This is a genomic window from Pelorhabdus rhamnosifermentans (genome assembly GCF_018835585.1).
GTDB classification, from domain to species: domain Bacteria; phylum Bacillota; class Negativicutes; order UMGS1260; family UMGS1260; genus Pelorhabdus; species Pelorhabdus rhamnosifermentans.
Genome location: NZ_JAHGVE010000003.1, coordinates 42,547 through 57,621 on the forward strand (window position 1 = coordinate 42,547; position 15,075 = coordinate 57,621).

The window sequence follows — 15,075 nt, forward strand, 5'->3', positions numbered from 1 at the left end:
ATAAATTATTTTTCCGGTAGTAAAAAACGATTGGCAATATCTTCTGCGTAATTACGAATAGCTGTGCTTCCAACCACATTTAACGGAGTGGAAGTAATTCGTTCTCGAAATAAAACGACTTCAGTGCCAGGTAGAAGTTTTTCTAGCGCCTTAGCTAAAGGCAATCCATTTTCCAATATTTCCATTGCATGGGAATTTCCCACAATAAAGTTCATGTGTAATTCTTTCGCTTTTGCTATGAGATCATTGTCAGGTAACACCCGGCTAATTGAAGCTAATACTGTATCGGCTTCAGGATATTCCTTTTTTACTTGTGCAAGATGTTGAGCAGAAAAACCAGTATGTGGGAAAATGTGAATAATCGTATTCACTTTATCTGTTTTCTCTCCGACTAAAATTTTTCCACCTGTTACAATATTGGTTTCTTGAATTCCATTGCATTGTCGGCAATTGCGTTCTGCCAGCAGCATTTTGCGTTCTTCATCCATTCCCATGAATGTGTCAAGACGGTTGATAATATCCGCCAAGGTTTCAATTCCATCAATCGTTCGACCCACATAAAGAATGTTGCCGGGAATACCGTCATAAGCAATATCAATATGAAAAGCTTTATGACCATGAATCAGGGCAATTCCGGGATGCAGGCCATGAAAGGCTTCATGCAGTTCAAAGACAGATAGTCCATATAATTTCAAGTATTCACGAATTTTTACTCCGCCTGAATTCGCGGCATCAACAATGGGATGGTGAGCGACGATGGCATTTACGCCAGTTGCTCCGGCGAGTTCAATGTTACATTCTGTTAAAGTCATTGTTACGGCAATTTTTTTTACGGGTGCTTCTAAATTTCCACATACGAGTCCGGGAATTTCCATACATGCTTTGCCTGGAATGTTAGAGGATTTTATCATAACAAACTTATTTTTTCCATTCGTCATGTCCTCGGCATTTTTAACGCAGCGTCCTCCTGTAATGTGGTCTAAAGCTTGTAATACATCCTTTACCTTAAAGTTATTTTCCATTCTCGTCCCCCTTAGTTTCTCTCTTTTGCTAAAAAAATACAAAAAGCTACCAGAGAACACTCAAAATTCAATATGCGTATACATGACACATTGAGCGTTTGAGCGAAAACTGGTAGCTTAAGGCACTGAACAAGTCGTTCCTATAGCCAACCCTATTTGATTAGCGAATTGTTTCGCTTGTGATTGACAAAGCTTTTTCCAATAAGATGACAGTGGCCGCAGTTTCATTAAGTGGTTCATAATCTTTTAAAATACATTTTATTGATAAATGTAAGGAAGTTTCCAATCCTTTCTTTAAACTTTTTTTGTATTTTTCTAACAGTGCGGAGTCAATCAATCTAGTTGTAGCACGATCATTTAAATCAAGAGTAGCTAGGGCAGGAATTCTTTTATGATCAGCTAGAATCATAATGACTGTATTATCAAGAATATAGACGCGTTGCTTGCGTAATCCAACACCATACATAGCTATATTCAGACTGTTGTTAATGTGCATAATCGCTTGTTTAAATTCAGCTGAAGTGACCTGCATAATTATTTCCCCCTTATTTCGCGTTGCTACAGCTGTTGGTTATATGAAGAATAGTTTAGTATTCATGATTATTTTAAAAAACAATGAAGTACTAAATAACTCAAAATATGTTTTAAGTTATTTAGTACTTCATTGTACATAGAGGAATTTTATTTATCATTTTTATTCATAATAATACTAATTTAGTCATTAGTCAACTTATTCATAAAAAATAAGATCTTCTTATTGAATAAGTATCATAAAAATGGACAAACAAAGCAGACGATTAGAAAAGTTAGCCCCATTCCTTACCAACAAAAGAATGGGACTAACTTTTAGATCGAAGATGTTTACTTCGAGTTGTTGGATACTTAGATATTAAAAAAAAGTGTTTCTAAAATGACGGTAAGGTGAATAAACTATAAACAGCAAACGCCCCTGTTGGCGCAGGGGCGTTTGTCTGTTGAATGCGGGAGTTTACTTCCAGAGCTCTTGGATGATCTGATAAACCATCCAGAGAAAGACGCCTGAAACTGTGAGTTTAAAGTGCTTAGTTTCGAAGCGCATGGTAAATTCCCCCTATATTTACTTATTGGGCGGAGCGCACATCTCTGCCCAATATTGATTATGTTCCATGAACGAATTTTATGACAAAAACTTAGTTGCAATTTGTAAAAAATTTCTAAATTTTATTATCTGAAAATTCTACACTCTTTATGACCATAAATATTTCCAGTATTTGCTACAAATTATTGTTGTAGCAAATTTTTATTTTCTTACCACAATTCTTCGGTTATCCATAAAAAATGCATAATTTCTTCATAAGATATTCACAATGTTGGGATAGAATTAATGTTAAGGAGGTGCATAGTTCATGATGATGGGGTATGGCTTTGGTGGCCCATTTAGTTGGCTTGGGATGGGGTTTGGGATCATTATTCATGTAGCCGTGATTGCTTTGATTGTTTTTGCTGCGATTTGGATGTTTAAAATGGTCTTTCGTGGTGGTATTCAGATAGAGAGATCCACTGATGCGCTTGAAATATTGAAACAACGGTATGCTAAGGGCGAAATTACGGACGAAGAATATCAACACATGAAAAAAGTAGTGCAATAACATAAAGAACAATAAATAGAACTATGGGGAGATTATATTTATGAAAAGAAAAGTGATCATGGCAGTGATACTGGCAGCTTTAACAGCTGTACCGGTATTTGCAGCTACAGCCAATCAGAATCAAGTGCAAAACGAAGGATACAATCAGATGTTTAACAATCATAAGCAAATGATTCAGCAAGCAGTAGATAACGGCAGTATGACAGTGGATCAAGCTGCTCAAATGAATGAACATATGCAGAAAATGATCCAAAGCAGTAATATGATGAATAATAGCAGCATGCCTGATAATTGTGGGCCCATAGGTAAAGCGAATAGCAATAAATAAGACAAGGGTCTTGGAGAAGCTTAGCAATAAGCTTCTCTACAGACCCTTTAAGATTTGTTAATGTCTGCTACTTGAAAATGCGGGCATTTGCAGAATGCCTGTTCCTAAGCTGACTCTTATTACAATGATGTCAGTGCAATAAGAGTCAGCTTAGTTGTTTACCGAGGTTTGTTTTATTGGTGACATCCATGCGATGGTCATGAATAGGAGGATAACGACTGCTGCCCAATAGGCGGCATAGGATTCTACATATTCGTTAAGCAAATAACCAATAAAGGGGCCTACGGCTGCACCCAAATCGACTGCAATAGAATAGGCTGTTAAAACGAAATATTTTGAGGAAGATGACGCTGCATCTGAAGCAATGGCATCTGTAAGCGTTGTTAAGGACGTTGCCGTGATTTGTATGCCAAGAATCACCATTAGCCAGGAAAGGAGTGGAATTTGAAAGGGGATTAATATAAAAAGTACACTTGCCAGTAGTAATGATAGGATGAGAATTCTGCGGCGCCCTTGTTTACCATCCGATTTTTTTCCGATCCATGGTGCTAACCAGGGCTCCCAGCCCCAACGTATGGCTTGTAAAATACCTGCAAGCGAGGCTGCGCCGATAACCATTCCATGGATCGTTATTATTGATGAGTTATGTACTTGTACGAGATAACTTAACGTTGCCGTAAACATACCCTGATAGATCATAGCAACTAACGTTCCTGTCATTAATGCCCAGAGGATGGTAGAATCTTTCCACAATACAGATTTAGGGATAGGTTGCTCTTTTTTACGTACATTCGTATCCTTCGAATTTGGAACCCATAGTAAGGCGGCTGGGATGGATAATAGTGTGATCATGCCGAATAATAGGGCCGTAATGGATAATCCGAACGAATCCGCGATAAAACCACCGATAAGCATACCGGCTAGGCTCCCTAATCGGTATAATCCGTTAAAGGTTCCCATACAGTGTCCCCGATTCAATTCAGTGGAACAATCAATAATAGCAAAGTATGATCCCAGTCTTAAGAAGGTCCATGCGAGTCCCCATATGCATCGAATAATAAGTAAGGGCAAAAAACCTTTGATAAATCCATAAGATAATGTTGTTGAGACTGCTAAAATAATGGCAAATAATACGCCTTGCCTTGTGCTGATTTTTCTATATAGCCATCCTACAAGCGGATTTAAGGGTAATCTGATCAAACGATTGACAGATAAAAGGACGCCGACTTCCCATAAAGAGCTAAGCCCAGCTTCCGACCAATGGGTGGGAAGTACAACGTATAGCATGGAATCGCCTAGTAAGCATGCCGCTGTGAGCAGAGCGAGTACGATGATTGGTTTCATTTTTCTCCTTTATTATTATTAACTTGGCAAATGATATTTTTCATGATAAGTTTATAATATGAAAAAGTAAAAGTAAAACGCAAAAATTTATCATGAAATATCTAATCTTTAGATATTACAGGAGAATCTATGGAATTTTTGGGTATAGAGGCTTTTTTGGCGATCGTGCAAACGCAAAGCTTAACAAAGGCTGCTGAAATGCTCCATCTGTCCCAGTCTACAGTAAGTTATAGACTAAAAATATTGGAGCGAGATGTAGGAGCGAAATTGATTGATCGTAAAAAAGGAATGCCAACCATTCAATTAACCACGTTTGGTAAGAGTTTTGTTGCTTTAGCTGAAAGATGGAGTATGTTAAACAGAGAGTTGGAGATTTTGCATGCAAGGGGTTCGCAAATTAATTTGAACATCGGTGCAGCAGATAGTTTAAACATCTATGTATTGCCTCCACTCTATCAAATGATTATTCAACAATGTCCAGCTGTTCGTCTGCAAATTCGAACTCAGCACACCATGGAATCTTATGAGAGTATTGAACGTCGGGAGATGGATTTGGCCTTTGTAAAACTAGAAAAAGCTGTGCCGAATATGATCATTGAGCCTTTTTATGTTGATGAAATGGTGTTGGTCCGTCTCGCAAGCGAAGAGAACACTTGTGCTAAAGTGATATCGCCCTTAGAATTAGACTATCGACATGAACTTTATTTCAACTGGGGGCCAGCTTATCAAGTGTGGCATGAGCGATGGTGGGATACTTATAGTTATTCACGGTTGCAAGTGGATGCGGCGGCGCTTATTTTTTCTCTTATGTTGGATGTAAGACAATGGGCCATCGTACCAAGGTCTATTGCCAATGCCTTTGTGAAGCCGAGGAAATTTGTCGTTCAGCAATTATCCACTCCCGCGCCACCCCGTGTTTGCTATAAGTTAATGCAAAAGCATCAGGATCCAGTTAAGGTACGGCTTTTAGAAGAGATAAATCATTTTATCAAATTGATTTATCCAGAGGGAAAAACGTTTAGTATTAATTAATAATGGAAGTAGGGATAAGTGGCAAGTCCTTTAAATCAGAGAACAAGTGTCATATCAAACCATTGAGCGTTTCCATGTGTCGACTTTGAGATTCCGTTATTTATATAGCCGAACGATTCATAATAATGGATTAACCGATCTTTGCACGTTAGAATGACGCCTTTTCGCCCTGCGTTTTTGGCTGTTTGAATAAAATGCTGCATGAGTTGTGCCGCAACTCCCTGACGACGGTATTTAGGCATGACGTCCAGTCCGAAAACGGTTAAGTTTTTACCGTCTGGAATATGATGCTGCGTATTATGATATAGTTCATCATAAATAACGGGACTGTTGGTGACACAGCCATTGATGAAACCGATGATATTTTCAGCTGTTTCAGCTACTAAGAAGGAATCTGGAAAAGCGGTAATCCTTTTTTTGAATGATTCGCGCGGCGCTGCTTCAGCCTCAGGGAAACAAACAGCTTCTATTTTGGCGATGCAGTCCAAGTCTTCTAGCTGGACTTTTCGAATCGTTATATTGGTCATAGTTTTTTTCTCCTTCATGATTACGTTTGTTTAGCGATTGTCACTAAAATTTATTATATCATGCTTGATAAGAATTCCTTACAGGGTGTTCTTTAATTTACTGGAAAAGAAAGAAGCATAGAGGAGGAGCGCGTGATGGAAAATATATTTTTTTATCAAACAAACATTGGAAAAATTGGAATTGTAGAAAATGGAATGGCCATTATTAAACTGTATTTGAATGGACTCATTGCTCCGCAAGACGCTACTGTAAAAGAAACGCCCTTGCTCAGGGAAGCCGCCATGCAGTTACAGCATTATCTTGCAGGAAAACGGAAATCTTTTGATCTTCCCTTCGCCCCTGACGGTACGGAGTTTCAGCAGAATGTTTGGAGTGCTTTGCAAGTCATTCCCTACGGTGAAACCCGCAGCTACGTTGAAGTTGCCAAACGTGTTGGTCGTCCTAAGGCTGCACGCGCAGTGGGGATGGCGAATAACAAAAATCCAATTCCTATTTTTATTCCTTGCCACCGTGTCATTGGTGCCAATGGAAAGCTCGTCGGCTATGCAGGGGGATTGGACGTTAAGCAGTATCTTCTTAATCTGGAAAAAAATATTTAACATATTAGAACAGTCCAACTGATTTTAGTCAGGTTGGACTGTTCTAATATGTTGTTTCTTCCCAGATTATTACACCCAATGCAGAAAAGCTGGATATAAAAGCGGCAATCAATAAATTTTTTTATTTGGCAGGGTTTTGTGCTTCTATGAGGAATATAGAAAGTGATTTTTTTAACAAATGAATATTATAGGTTTACTCATTAGGATACGAAGAGGGGATTCACTGATGGATAATGCAATTAATTCTCCTTATATTTTTTTCAACCGCACGGAATGGGAAAATTTACGAATGGCTACGCCGCTTCCGCTATCGGAAGCTGATTTAATACGAATTCATGGAATTAATGAGAAAATTTCCTTAGATGAAATATCGCAAGTTTATCTTCCGCTTTCTAGACTTTTAAATTTATACGTATTAGACACACATCGACTTTACAATGTAACAAATACATTTCTCGGTACTTTAGCGGAGAAAGTTCCGTATATCATTGGAATTGCTGGAAGCGTTGCTGTTGGAAAGAGTACAACGGGACGCATTATTCAGGAACTATTGACAAGTTGGCCAACGAAACCAAAAGTTGATTTAATTACAACAGATAGTTTTTTGTATCCTAACGCAGTTTTGGAAGAACGAGAATTGATGAATAAAAAAGGGTTTCCGGAAAGCTATGATATTCAGCGATTAATGGATTTCTTAAAGGATGTCAAGTCAGGTTGTTCAGAAGTCAAAGTCCCAGTCTATTCTCATTCGTTTTATGATATTATTCCTAACGAATATAAGGTCATAAATAGCCCCAATATCTTAATTGTAGAAGGACTGAACGTTTTACAGACACCCAAAGTAGATCGTATATTTTCTAAGTCTCATTTATATATTTCTGACTTTTTTGACTTCTCTATTTACGTCCATGCGGATGCAAGAAATATTAAGCAATGGTATATTGAGCGCTTTCAGATATTGCGTCGTACGGCATTTCAAGACAAACAATCCTATTTTCATCGTTATGCTCAGATGTCAGAGGAGGAGACGCAATTGTTGGCAGAAAAAACATGGGATGAAATTAATGGAGCCAATTTAGAGGAAAATATTCATCCGACGATGCGACGTGCACGCTTGATTATTAAAAAAGGGTATGATCATTCTGTTCAAAAAATATGTTTGCGAAAATTATAATCACTCTAGAAACAAAAAATAAATAATGGTAAAATTATACTGATTAGAATAAACAATATCATAAATATAACAGATCTACGCTGTACCTTCTATTGCGTGGAATTTAGGAAGGAAGTATCAGAATGAAGAGTTTTGAATTTTACTCGCCAACGAAAGTTATTTTTGGTAAAGGAATTGAAAATCAGGTTGGAAAAGAAATAAAGGCCTGGGGCGGTACGAAGGTCATGCTGCATTTTGGTGGAAAAAGTGCGAAAAAATCAGGCCTTTTAGATCGTATTGAAAGAAGTCTTCAGGAGGCGGGGATCGAATATATATCCTTGGGCGGAGTTGTGCCAAATCCGAGACTGTCTCTTGTACGCGAAGGAATCGAACTTTGCCGTAAGGAGAAGGTTGATTTCCTGCTCGCTGTTGGTGGCGGTAGTGTTATCGACTCAGCCAAGGCGATTGCCATGGCTCTGGCTAATTCTGCTATTGATGTTTGGGATATTTATGCGGGGAAAGCACAGCCAGTTGCCTGTCTGCCTGTTGGAGTGGTTCTCACTATTGCCGCATCTGGAAGTGAAACAAGTAATTCCAGCGTGATTACCAATGAGGAAGGTTGGCTGAAAAAAGGGTTTAATGACAATCTTACTCGTCCGAAATTTGCTTTGATGAATCCAGAACTGACCTATTCGCTCCCCACTTATCAGACAGCAGCTGGTATTGTAGACATTATGATGCATACAATTGAACGTTATTTTTGTTCAAAAAAGGGGAACGAGCTTACAGATCGCATTGCGGAGCAAGTATTACGTAATACCGTTCGGTATGGGAAAATCTGTATGGAAGATCCGGGAAATTACAAAGCCCGTTCTGAAATTATGTGGTCAGGCAGTATATCTCACAATCATCTGACCGGACTTGGCGGTGACCCCGACTTTTCAGGTCACGCTATTGAGCATGAACTGGGTGGCATGTTTGACGTAACACATGGTGCCGGTCTTGCTGCTGTATGGTGCTGGTGGGCTCGCTATGTAGTAAAGAATGATATTAATCGTTTTGCTCAGTATGCCATCAATGTTTGGGATTGTGTTTTAGATCCTATTGATCCTGAGATCACCGCTATGGAAGGCATTAAAAAGACGGAAGAATTTTTTACTTCTCTTGATATGCCGATCAATCTTTCTCAATTGGGTGTTGGTAAATTGACGGATGCTCAAATTGAGGAAATGGCTAATAAATGCTGTAATTTTGGTAAACGCGTTGTGGGTACCCTCAAACCGCTTAAAGCTGAGGATATCAAGAAAATTTATCATATGGCCAATAACTAATGAATGGTTAAAAAGTAATCCTCGTAACTGATCTGTTGATAGGTTACGAGGATTATGATCTATTACGTATCTGTTACCATTTCACGCGTGAATAGGGGTTGCCAAACTGTTTGATCAATAGTTGCGCCGAGTTTATCTGTTGTTGTTATTTGAATGAAAAGTAAGTCCGGCGTATTCTGCTGGTTGAAAGGAAGTTTTAAAATTACGTCATCGCTGCTGCGACTGATATCATTTTGAGGAAGATCTGTATCAAGCGTGCTAAAGTTAATAGCGCGCTTTTCTCGTTGAAATTGACTTTCTTGTAAGCTAAATTGAATAAGGTTTACATGATAATGATTTTTTTTGACCGAGAGGTCGGGTATGTGAAAACGCAGCCAAAGAGTATGAGCCTGGATGAAACTGTAGACGGATGTAACCCTGGCTTTACGTTCCAGAGCACCAAGCGGATTTACCCCGATTGGATTAATTAATATTGGTTCCTGATTCAGCCAGACATCTAGAGCGGTTAGTTCCAGGTCCAATGGGGCAGGTTTAATTACGGGTATATGAACCGCCTCGAATAACTCGTTTGTACGAATAAAGCTATACAGCAAGTTGGACATGATGGGAATTTTAATCTGGCTTACATATTCTTTAATGGATTGTTCTTTAAGATTCTTGGCATCCGGATTCAATTTATTGCTGTACCAATGAGGAAGATTGGATAAGGGTCTTGGCGGTAGAAGCGACAATTCAGGCTTATAACCGTGTGGTATTGGAAAGTCGCCACGATGAATTAAATAAGTGAATATTTTAGGTAACGCTATTCCTCTATTGCTAAATTGGGCAACAGTGCTAATGGCGAATGCCCAGGTTGCTGAATGGTCATGGTGCTCATCGTGAGGATGGGGCAACAAAATGAAATTAGGTTGAAATTCTTTTAGTGTTTTCGTAATATTATTAAATATGGCCTGACCTGAGTAAGGGGCATTCACTTGATAACTATTAGAATAAGGTGAATGATTACTCGCGGTAAAGTGTGATGTAAAAGGGGTATCTATATCCCAATAGTCGTTCCATATGGAATTTAAGCCGCGATCAGGATAGCCTAGAAATAGCACCTGATTGGCAGGTACTCCTAAGCATTGTAATGCGTGTAACGACTCTTGTTGTCGGACGTAACCGGAATGGATGTAATCTATCTTTGTTGGGAATACGCGGTGAAATTGTTCTTCTGTTGAGAAGGTGAATCCGTCGCCATTTGTCATGATGACGACGAGTACCTGTCCTCCCGCTTGTATTACATCATGAATAATCCCAGCGCAACCCAGGGTTTCATCGTCGCAGTGCGGGGCAAAAACCAACAGCTTGGTCTGTTGGTTCACACTAGGGAGGGATTCCAATACGATATTTTGTTCTGGCTTTTCCTGATAGTAGAAGTAAATAAAACCTATGCAGAACACGAAAAAAGCGATTCCTGTAACGAGTGAGATTAATCGATAGATGCGGTGTAAAAGCATAGGCAACCCCCTAAGCGAAGCCTTAAATCCTTTTTTTGTTATGGTAACTAGCCCTATTTTAGCGTATTTATATTCTTACTATGGCAGAAGCGGACGGGATTTATCCATGATACAGATATCATTTCTGTAGTCTGATATTAACCGCCCCTATGCTGCAACAGTTAATTGGAAAAAAAGATGAAATTATTACGAAGTTCTTGTCTACCCAATCGGCTACCTAAATAGGAAAGGGCTAAATAGTAAAAGTGCCATTGGTAAATCCCTCTTTTGGAAGATTTAATCATTTATAATATAACTGTATAATACTTTTTAATTTAGATTAACTATGATAAAAAGGGGACGGGTAATATGAACTTTCATTATATTGATTTAGATACTTGGGAACGTAAGGAATATTTTGATTATTACATTCACACCATTAAAACGAAATATAATGTAAATGTAAATATTGATATTACGGAACTCTTATCACAAGTAAAACAGAAAAAGTTGCGATTTTATCCTACCTTTATTTATTTGGTTTCTAAAGCTGTCAATCAAAATAAAGAATTTAGGATGTCTTTTGATCCAAATGGAAGACTGGGATATTGGGAGTATAGCAATCCGTCTTATACGATATTTCATGATGATGATAAGACTTTTTCTGACCTTTGGACAGAGTACAATGATGATTTTTCTATCTTTTACAGACAGGCTGTAGAAGATTTAGAAAAATATCAAGATGTGAAGGGGATTAAGGCAAAGCCAAATAGGCCTGAAAATTTTTGCCCCATGTCTTGCGTACCCTGGTTAAGTTTTACCGGATATAGCAATGATACTTTTAGCGAGTCTAAAATGCTTTTTCCTGTCATCACATTTGGTAAGTATTTTAAGCGACATCATCATATGCTGATACCTTTTTCGATCTTTGTTAATCATGCCGTAGCTGATGGCTATCATACATGTAAACTGATTCAAGATATTCAGCAATTTTCTTTTGAAAGTCAAATATGGATGAATGAATAAATTTATCAAATTAAAATAAATCAGTCCAATCAAGTGTTGAAAATGACTCAAGGTAAATTGTTTGTATAGAATGATAGTTAGATAAATATGACGTGTGGGGGATGAAAATGCAGGTGAAAAAAGTTTTCTGGGATGATCCATATCTGACGGAATTAACGGCCAAAGTAACCAGTATCAATGGGGGAATGGTTACTGTTGATCGGACAATTGCCTATGCTTTTTCCGGAGGACAAGAGTCTGATTATGGAACGATAAACCAATATCCTATTCTAAATGCTGAAAAAATCGGGAAACAAATTGTGTATTCATTAGAAGAAGAGCATGATTTGCATGTAGACGATGAGGTACTGATAAAAATAGACTGGGAAAGACGCTATAAATTAATGCGGTTACATTTTGCTGCTGAAATTATTTTGGAACTGGTTTATCAAAATTACAACAGACCTGAGAAAATTGGCGCACATATATCTGTGGATAAGGCGAGATTGGATTTCTTTTGGCAAGGAAATATTTCTCAAACATTTGACTTCCTTGAACGAGAGGCAAACCGATTGATTGATGATGATGTGATGATAAAGAGTGAATTTAGCGATCAGGCAAGTGAAATTCGCTATTGGGAGATTGAAAATTTCGCTAGAGTATCATGCGGGGGAACTCATATTAAAAAAACTGGTGAAATAGGCAAAGTCTCGCTAAAGCGAAATAATATCGGAAAAGGCAAAGAAAGAATCGAAATTATTTTAGTGTAAGATTTTTACTCAAAATTGAAACAATAAATTATTACTCATGGTATAGCTAAAAATCCTGCAAGTTTCCGATTGGAACTTACAGGATTTTTAGCGGTTAGTATTTTTTTATCATATCGATAACTCCAATTCCAGAGAACTTCCCTTCGGCGTTTAATGGATTTTTGGGCTGGTGGATATTGAACATAAATCCATCTTCGCCATACCTGTTATCTAAATTATTAGAAAAATTTTCATCGATGGCAATGGTCTGAACCTTTCCAATGATCAAAGAGGCTATACCTTTTTGTGATAAATCTTTTTCCATTTCAAGTCTGCATTCAAGGGATAAAAAGCTTTCTTTTATCCTTGGCGATTGAATTGTTTTTGAGGGTTCAAGCGTGAATCCTCCCAATGCAAATTCGTCATTTTCATAACTATTTTCTTCGACAGTTTTTCGGCAACTTTCAAAATAATCCCGACTTAAAAAGTTTATACAGAATTCTTTGGTTCTTACTATGTTTTTAAAAGTATGGGAGTGTCGTAGAATTCCGGGCATTACAGCAAAAAAATCTCCGCCATCGCCGGAAAATGAACTCCATGAATGAAGGCAGGCATTTGGTTTACCATTTTCTTTGTAGGTTGAAATCATAAATAACGAATGTGGAATGCCGCAAACAAATTCAAACCAATGGAATATTTCGTATTGCTTAGGCCATTCTTCTTTAAAATATTCAGGTTTCTGGCTTAAAACTTCGATTTTCAATGATATCGCTCCTTTGTTTTTTTATCTACTATATCACTTGCGCATAAATTAGTATTGCAAAAATGCGACATGTTAACTTTTAGCATAGATAAGCGCTTTATTTGGTGTTCTGCCAGCATATTTTTTAAAATCGTTATTAAAGTGGGATTGATCGGTATAGTTATAGCGATAGGAAATATCTGCGAAATTTTGGTTTGGAGAATCATGCATCTCCTTCCAGATATTTTGGAATCTTACTAAATCGGTCAGCTTTTTTGGTGAAACACCTATAAAGTCTAAAAATAAACGTTGAAGTTGTCTTTGACTGATATTTACTTTAGTGCATATCTCCGATACGGATATCAAACCTTTGGCGTTTAGAATAAAATAGCTGGCATTCATTATATTGTTATTGAGTTGCTTCGTTCCAGAGAGGCGTTTAATCAAATACTTTTCAACTTCGACTATTCTTTCTTCCATTGCTGTTTTTTCTATGAGCAAGGTTTCAAGGTTACTTTTAAAATCATAAAAGTATTCGTTAATATCGATAAAAGCATTTAATGATTCTTTCATCCCGATGTTGGAAAAAAGATAGACAGACCAAAAGTTAAAACGAATTGCAAAAGTGGAAATACATGTTGTTTTGTTTATATCAAAGATTCGAAACGGCGCGTTATTAATACCACAAAAATTACTACTTACTTTATTTGAATAGTAGTCTATGTCAAAAATAATATCCATACAGGTATCTGGAATGATGATTGTTGAATGGGGGATAAAAGCCTCTTTTCTAAATTTTAAAACGGGCTGTGGGGAACCCCAAAAGCATCGGATATAAGGTTTAAGCAATGGACATGGCGAAATTTCAACGTATTTCATTGTATTTTGGGGCTTAGCGATAATCGGCTTGAAGTGATTTGCTAAGTTATACATGAAAATCCACCCTTTAACATTATGTAGTAGTTACATTTTACAATTTGCTGACAATTATTAGCTTTTCTCTTGTGTTACACTCTTTCTCTCAAATTCAAATAATTATATATAAAGTGTAACAGTTAAAAATCCTGCAAGATTCCTATGGGAACTTACAGGATTTTTTTGTTAAAGCTTTTGACTTGAAATGGCCAGACGGACTTTATTCATATTTTCAATAAATGTCTCCGGCCTTTTCAGCATGACGCCCGTATAGAGAAGATCCACAATAGCTAGGTGAATGATTCGTGAAGCCGCTGCTTCCGGTCGGTAGCTTGTTTCTCGCGCCATACCATGTAGACAGATGTCGGCAATTTTGGTTATGGGTGATTTCATATAGCTAGTGATGGCTATTATGGTAGCCTGATTTTTTTTTGCCAATTCAACACTCTTTAGCAGCTCGATGCTGGCACCTGAATGGGAAATAGCTACGACTACGTCACCTTGTTGCAGTAACGATGCTGAGGCAATTTGAAAATGCGGATCGGAGTAAGAACGCACCGGTATTCCGAATCTCATGAACCGGTGCTCAATGTCAGCTGCGATGATCGATGATCCTCCCAAACCATAGGCATCAATATGACGGGCTGCTGCTAAAATGTCAACTGCTTTCTCTAATGCTGCTAAATCAAGAACTTTTAGCGTATCTTGCAATCCTTCATTGATAATGTTAAAAATCTTTGGTGCAAAGACTTCAGCTGAATCACTGATTTCGACTTCCTGATAAACGGATTTGACTGGCGAAAAGAGATCACCAGCAAGCGCAATTTTTAAACCTTGGAAACCAACAAAATTTAGTTTGCGGCAAAATCGAAAAATGGTGGCTTCGGCGCTTTGTGATGCATCAGCCAGCTCGGAAATGGTCATGTGAATGACGTTAGCGGAGTTTTGCAATATATAGTCAGCAATTTTTTGTTCAGCTTTCGTAAGATCATTATACATGCTTCGAAGTAGGGGTAAACAAGATGCGGACGGTTGATTATCAGACATGGAAACCTCCAAGGTAATAAATTTATCATTATATCCCTATATTAACAAAAATGGTATTCAAACTGCAAATGCATTGTATGAATGAAAATATTTTTCAGGAACAATAAAATAATGATAAAAAAGAATCAAAAAGTTCTTGCAAATAAGGTAAAGTCTGATTATAATAAAAATTGA

Annotated in this window: 16 protein-coding genes; 8 read left to right on the forward strand and 8 right to left on the reverse strand. The window is 37.7% G+C overall.

Annotation, left to right across the window (positions count from 1 at the left end; translation table 11 throughout):
- Positions 1-5 precede the first annotated feature (5 nt).
- Complete coding sequence (locus tag Ga0466249_RS05045) at positions 6-1,022, reverse strand: Nif3-like dinuclear metal center hexameric protein (RefSeq protein WP_215828356.1); 1,017 nt, start codon at positions 1,020-1,022, stop codon at positions 6-8.
- Between the two features lie 160 nt (positions 1,023-1,182).
- The gene (locus Ga0466249_RS05050; RefSeq protein ID WP_215828357.1) at positions 1,183-1,554 is read right to left on the reverse strand and encodes a Na-translocating system protein MpsC family protein; all 372 of its coding nucleotides are present in this window, start codon (positions 1,552-1,554) and stop codon (positions 1,183-1,185) included.
- A gap of 853 nt (positions 1,555-2,407) precedes the next feature.
- On the opposite strand from Ga0466249_RS05050, the gene Ga0466249_RS05055 reads away from it, so the two are divergent.
- Together Ga0466249_RS05055 and Ga0466249_RS05060 are read left to right on the forward strand one after the other, a co-directional pair.
- Positions 2,408-2,650, forward strand: coding sequence for an SHOCT domain-containing protein (locus Ga0466249_RS05055; RefSeq protein WP_215828358.1), 243 nt, complete (start codon positions 2,408-2,410; stop codon positions 2,648-2,650).
- 40 nt (positions 2,651-2,690) lie between these two features.
- Positions 2,691-2,978, forward strand: a complete 288-nt coding sequence (locus tag Ga0466249_RS05060; RefSeq protein ID WP_215828359.1) for a DUF2680 domain-containing protein — start codon at positions 2,691-2,693, stop codon at positions 2,976-2,978.
- 150 nt (positions 2,979-3,128) lie between these two features.
- On the opposite strand, the gene Ga0466249_RS05065 is transcribed toward Ga0466249_RS05060, so the two are convergent.
- Entirely contained in the window at positions 3,129-4,322 is a 1,194-nt protein-coding gene (locus Ga0466249_RS05065; RefSeq protein ID WP_215828360.1) for an MFS transporter, read from the reverse strand.
- A gap of 129 nt (positions 4,323-4,451) precedes the next feature.
- On the opposite strand from Ga0466249_RS05065, the gene Ga0466249_RS05070 reads away from it, so the two are divergent.
- Entirely contained in the window at positions 4,452-5,354 is a 903-nt protein-coding gene (locus Ga0466249_RS05070) for a LysR family transcriptional regulator (RefSeq protein ID WP_215828361.1), read from the forward strand.
- A 35-nt stretch (positions 5,355-5,389) separates the two neighbouring features.
- Here Ga0466249_RS05070 and Ga0466249_RS05075 read toward each other — a convergent pair whose 3' ends face one another.
- Complete coding sequence (locus Ga0466249_RS05075) at positions 5,390-5,881, reverse strand: GNAT family N-acetyltransferase (protein WP_215828362.1); 492 nt, start codon at positions 5,879-5,881, stop codon at positions 5,390-5,392.
- A gap of 135 nt (positions 5,882-6,016) precedes the next feature.
- Here Ga0466249_RS05075 and Ga0466249_RS05080 point away from each other — a divergent pair, with 135 nt between their 5' ends.
- The 3 genes from Ga0466249_RS05080 (at position 6,017) to Ga0466249_RS05090 (ending at position 8,965) form a co-directional block, all read left to right on the forward strand.
- Complete coding sequence (locus Ga0466249_RS05080) at positions 6,017-6,481, forward strand: methylated-DNA--[protein]-cysteine S-methyltransferase (RefSeq protein WP_215828363.1); 465 nt, start codon at positions 6,017-6,019, stop codon at positions 6,479-6,481.
- A gap of 226 nt (positions 6,482-6,707) precedes the next feature.
- Entirely contained in the window at positions 6,708-7,655 is a 948-nt protein-coding gene (coaA, locus tag Ga0466249_RS05085; RefSeq protein ID WP_215828364.1) for a type I pantothenate kinase, read from the forward strand.
- A gap of 122 nt (positions 7,656-7,777) precedes the next feature.
- A complete protein-coding gene (locus Ga0466249_RS05090; protein WP_215828365.1) occupies positions 7,778-8,965 on the forward strand; it encodes an iron-containing alcohol dehydrogenase in 1,188 nt (395 codons plus the stop codon).
- A gap of 62 nt (positions 8,966-9,027) precedes the next feature.
- On the opposite strand, the gene Ga0466249_RS05095 is transcribed toward Ga0466249_RS05090, so the two are convergent.
- A complete protein-coding gene (locus Ga0466249_RS05095) occupies positions 9,028-10,464 on the reverse strand; it encodes a PIG-L deacetylase family protein (RefSeq protein WP_215828366.1) in 1,437 nt (478 codons plus the stop codon).
- 348 nt (positions 10,465-10,812) lie between these two features.
- Here Ga0466249_RS05095 and Ga0466249_RS05100 point away from each other — a divergent pair, with 348 nt between their 5' ends.
- Together Ga0466249_RS05100 and Ga0466249_RS05105 are read left to right on the forward strand one after the other, a co-directional pair.
- The gene (locus tag Ga0466249_RS05100) at positions 10,813-11,469 is read left to right on the forward strand and encodes a chloramphenicol acetyltransferase (protein WP_215828367.1); all 657 of its coding nucleotides are present in this window, start codon (positions 10,813-10,815) and stop codon (positions 11,467-11,469) included.
- A 107-nt stretch (positions 11,470-11,576) separates the two neighbouring features.
- A complete protein-coding gene (locus Ga0466249_RS05105; protein ID WP_215828368.1) occupies positions 11,577-12,218 on the forward strand; it encodes an alanyl-tRNA editing protein in 642 nt (213 codons plus the stop codon).
- A gap of 94 nt (positions 12,219-12,312) precedes the next feature.
- On the opposite strand, the gene Ga0466249_RS05110 is transcribed toward Ga0466249_RS05105, so the two are convergent.
- The 3 genes from Ga0466249_RS05110 to Ga0466249_RS05120 form a co-directional block, all read right to left on the reverse strand.
- On the reverse strand, positions 12,313-12,960 hold the full coding sequence (locus Ga0466249_RS05110) for a flavin reductase family protein (protein WP_215828369.1): 648 nt from the start codon (positions 12,958-12,960) through the stop codon (positions 12,313-12,315).
- 72 nt (positions 12,961-13,032) lie between these two features.
- The gene (locus tag Ga0466249_RS05115; RefSeq protein ID WP_215828370.1) at positions 13,033-13,872 is read right to left on the reverse strand and encodes a helix-turn-helix domain-containing protein; all 840 of its coding nucleotides are present in this window, start codon (positions 13,870-13,872) and stop codon (positions 13,033-13,035) included.
- Positions 13,873-14,040: 168 nt separating this feature from the next.
- Positions 14,041-14,901 carry a MurR/RpiR family transcriptional regulator gene (locus Ga0466249_RS05120; RefSeq protein WP_215828371.1) on the reverse strand — a complete coding sequence of 287 codons (861 nt, stop codon included), beginning with the start codon at positions 14,899-14,901 and terminating at the stop codon, positions 14,041-14,043.
- Positions 14,902-15,075 lie beyond the last annotated feature (174 nt).